This is a genomic window from Streptomyces sioyaensis, assembly GCF_004122735.1.
Lineage (GTDB): Bacteria > Actinomycetota > Actinomycetes > Streptomycetales > Streptomycetaceae > Streptomyces > Streptomyces sioyaensis.
The window spans coordinates 1-3,686 of sequence record NZ_SDIF01000245.1 but is presented as its reverse complement, the minus strand read 5'-3'; the positions used below and the strand labels follow the sequence as shown (position 1 = coordinate 3,686).

The following is a 3,686-nucleotide window of genomic DNA, read 5'->3' as shown; positions in this document are numbered from 1 at the left end:
GGGGTTTGGGGCGGTGGATCCAGGCGCGTGACTCTTCCGACTTTCCCCCCACCCCCCGAGGATCAGATCAACCCCTGGTCCAGCATCGCGTCCGCCACCCGCTCGAAGCCCGCGATGTTGGCGCCCGCGACATAGTCACCGGGCAGCCCGAAGCGCTCCGCGGTCTCGTAGCAGCGCCGGTGGATCCCGCGCATGATCGTCGCGAGTTCGCCCTCCGTACGCTCGAAGGACCACGCATCCCGCGAGGAGTTCTGCCGCATCTCCAGCGCACTGGTCGCGACACCGCCCGCATTGGCGGCCTTACCGGGACCGAAGGCCACCCCGGCCGCCTTCAGGAGCGAGACCGCCTCCGGCGTCGTCGGCATGTTGGCGCCCTCGGAGACCGCCTTGACGCCGTTGCGGACCAGGATCCGGGCGGCGTCCTCGTCCAGCTCGTTCTGGGTCGCCGACGGGAGCGCCACATCGCACGCCACGTCCCACACCCGCCCGCCGGGCACATAGGTGGCCGACACCCCGCGCCGCTCGGCGTACGCACTGATCCGGCCGCGCTCGACCTCCTTGATCTGCCGCAGCAGCGCCAGATCGATGCCCTTCTCGTCGACGACATAGCCGCCGGAGTCCGAGCAGGTCAGCACGTTGGCGCCGAGCGCCTGCGCCTTCTCGATGGTGTAGATCGCGACATTTCCGGATCCGGAGACCACCACCTGCTGCCCGTCCAGCTCCTCACCGCGCTGCTTGAGCATCTCCTCGGTGAAAAGCACGTTCCCGTAACCGGTGGCCTCGGTACGGGCCTTGGAGCCGCCCCAGGCCAGCCCCTTGCCGGTGAGCACACCGGCCTCCCAGCGGTTGGTGATCCGCCGGTACTGCCCGAAGAGATAGCCGATCTCGCGGCCGCCGACGCCGATGTCGCCCGCCGGTACGTCGGTGTGCTCGCCGAGATGGCGGTGCAGCTCCGTCATGAACGACTGGCAGAAGCGCATGACTTCGGCGTCCGACTTCCCGTGCGGGTCGAAGTCGCTGCCGCCCTTGCCGCCGCCGATGTTCAGCCCGGTAAGAGAGTTCTTGAAAATCTGTTCGAAGCCGAGGAACTTCACGATCCCCAGATTCACCGACGAGTGGAAGCGCAGACCGCCCTTGTACGGGCCGAGCGCGCTGTTGAATTCCACCCGGAAGCCCCGGTTGACATGAACCGTCCCGGAATCGTCCTGCCAGGGGACGCGGAACATGATCTGCCGCTCCGGCTCACAGATCCGCTCCAGGACCTTCGCCTCGGCGAGCTCCGGACGGGCCGCCAGCACGGGGGCCAGCGTCTCCAGCACCTCAAGAGCCGCCTGATGGAACTCGGGCTCCCCGGGATTGCGCCGGACCAGCTCGGCGTACAGGGCCGCCGGCCCGGCCGGATGAACGCCGGGCTTGACGTCAGATTGAACAGTCGACATGACTTCCGTTCCCTTCGTGGCCGCGGAGAGGCCGTCTGCGGTCCGGACCTGACGACCCCTCACGCGCACGGAAACTCCTGGCGCACGCGGGTCACCACCACTCCTGGCCCGGCAGTGCCGACGTCCTGTCGCACCGCCGACACTATTCAGCAACATCGCACCGATCGACTGTGGCATGCGCGACACGTCGATCATGTACGCCCGCGCCCCACTCCTCCGCCGCACCCCTGCCCCGCTGCATGCCCGCAGGTCAACGCCCTGACCTCGGCCAACGGGCACCGCACAGCACCCCGCCCGCTGTGCGGCACCTCACAGTTGACCGCCCCCCACTCGGCCGACCCCGCACCGGTTGACGAGGGCGGTCACCGGACCCCTGGGCCGCTCAGCCCGCGGCCCCGACCGCCGTAGCGGCGGAGGCGGAGGCGGAGACGGCCGTTCCCGTGTCAGCAGCCGCAGTGTCCGCCACCCGCTCCACCTCGGCCTTGACCATCTTCTCCATCGGGTCCGCGCAGCTTCCGCCCGCGACGACCATCGAGAGCAGGACGGCCACCAGCGTCAGCACGGTCCCCAGCCAGACCATCGTGTGCACCGGAATCGTGTACGCGCCGATCGCCTTCACCACACACTCGGTCAGCAGCACGGTCCCCCAGATCAGCGAGAACCTCCGCTCGGCGCGACGGAACGGTGCGGACCCGGCCATCAGACGGTCCCAGGCCGCCTCGCCGTCCGGGCCGCCCTTCGTCACGAACGGCTTGAGCCCGGCGGTCATCAGCGGCTTCCCCAGGAACACGGAGACGATCATCGAGATCCCGATGACGCTGCTGGTCACGCTGTCCTTGGCGAGCATCAGCCGCGGATCACCGGTCACCGTGCTGGTGGCCAGACCCACGGCGTTGACGACGAGGATCAGCAGCGCGAGGCCGTTGACGCCGGTGCGCCGCACCAGGCTCCAGACCGTACGCAGCGCCGGCACCACACTGCTCCACCCCAGCGCGGCCACCTCGCTCAGCCCGAAACCGTCGCTGAGGATGAAGTACATGGCCATGGGAACGCCCGCGTCCAGGACCAGCGGCAGCAGGCTCTGCACCAGCGGATTGGGCTGCTTGCCGCCACCGGCGACCGCACTACGGCCCCGGCTCTCACCCTGACTCTTGCCCTGGCTCCGGCTCCGGCTCTGGCTCTCGCTCTGGCTCACGGTGGCTCCCCCGATGTTCTCTGCACTGCGTCATTCCTCAACGCTTTCAGCTTCGGGCACCGCCGCACGCCGCAACAGTCTCGACTGTCCTGGCTTCCCCATGACATTTGTCAGTTGTCAGTTCCGAGCGACGGTCAGTTCCGAACGACGCGCAGACAGCGGTCTCCCCCACCTCCTGGACGCCCTTCACCTCCTGGACGCCTTCCTCGCATACGCCCAGGTCGCGCCGGAAGTCGGCTGACCGGACACCGGTGGGGCGGCACCAGGTTCCGCCCCACCGACCGCCGGTGATCCGGCCGACCAACCAAAGAACCCGGGCAGAGAACCCCACCCACCTACCGCCGCCCCAACTCCTCACCGCATCGGGTGACTTGAGCGCGAGCGCGTCCGGAATGCGGTTACGCTCACCGCAGTTCCACTGCGACCTCAGCACCACCACCGCACACAGAACGGCCCCCGGCGGGACTGCAATCCCGATCCGAGGGCCTGATCACCAGGAAGACGAGACCTTCCCCATGACTTCCGCGCATTCTAACGCGCCCTCATCCGCACACGCTCGCCCTTCCAGTGGCGTCATCCACATCCGTACGCGTCAGACCTCCCGCTTCACCGTCCTCCAACCACCTTGCGCAGCGGGCAGGTAGCGCGGTCACGGTCGGCGTCGCGGCGTACATCCTGTCCCTCCCGGACGGTGCGCCCATCACCATCGCCGCCCTCTGCGCGCACTTCTCCGACCCGGAAGCAGCCCCTAAGACGCCCCCGGCGGCCGCCGAAGCACGCGGCCCCGAGCCCACCACCGAGCCGGAGAACCCGCCGCCGTCAGAGCCCGTACCAGCCATCGCCCCGCCCGCACCGCAAGCCGCCGATCTCCTCGCCGCCCTCCCCCACCGCGACCGCCGGCTGTTCCTCTCCGAGCGGGAGATCACGGCACTCGCCCCGGCCGTCACGGACTGGCTCGACCGCGGGGCGGCCCCGCAGGAGATCACCGATGCCCTGACCATCGGCCTCCCTGCGCACATCAACCGCCGCCCGGCCCGCCTCCTCGCCCACCG

At 69.3% G+C, this 3,686-nt stretch carries 2 protein-coding genes and 1 pseudogene; 1 reads left to right on the top strand and 2 read right to left on the bottom strand.

The window, feature by feature from the left end; genetic code table 11:
- Nucleotides 1-62: 62 nt before the first annotated feature.
- Together gdhA and EST54_RS33520 are read right to left on the bottom strand one after the other, a co-directional pair.
- On the bottom strand, nucleotides 63-1,439 hold the full coding sequence (gdhA, locus tag EST54_RS33525; protein ID WP_174857569.1) for an NADP-specific glutamate dehydrogenase: 1,377 nt from the start codon (nucleotides 1,437-1,439) through the stop codon (nucleotides 63-65).
- A gap of 382 nt (nucleotides 1,440-1,821) precedes the next feature.
- On the bottom strand, nucleotides 1,822-2,484 hold the full coding sequence (locus tag EST54_RS33520) for a VC0807 family protein (RefSeq protein ID WP_239012982.1): 663 nt from the start codon (nucleotides 2,482-2,484) through the stop codon (nucleotides 1,822-1,824).
- A 717-nt stretch (nucleotides 2,485-3,201) separates the two neighbouring features.
- Between EST54_RS33520 and EST54_RS33515 the strand changes: the two are divergent.
- Nucleotides 3,202-3,686: pseudogene (locus EST54_RS33515) on the top strand (hypothetical protein); the annotation flags it as partial.

Bases quoted from the DNA above. Each gene is read 5' to 3' on its own strand.
- gdhA (WP_174857569.1), bottom strand. From the start codon at position 1,439: ATGTCGACTGTTCAATCTGACGTCAAGCCCGGCGTTCATCCGGCCGGG.
- EST54_RS33520 (WP_239012982.1), bottom strand. From the start codon at position 2,484: ATGGCCATGTACTTCATCCTCAGCGACGGTTTCGGGCTGAGCGAGGTG.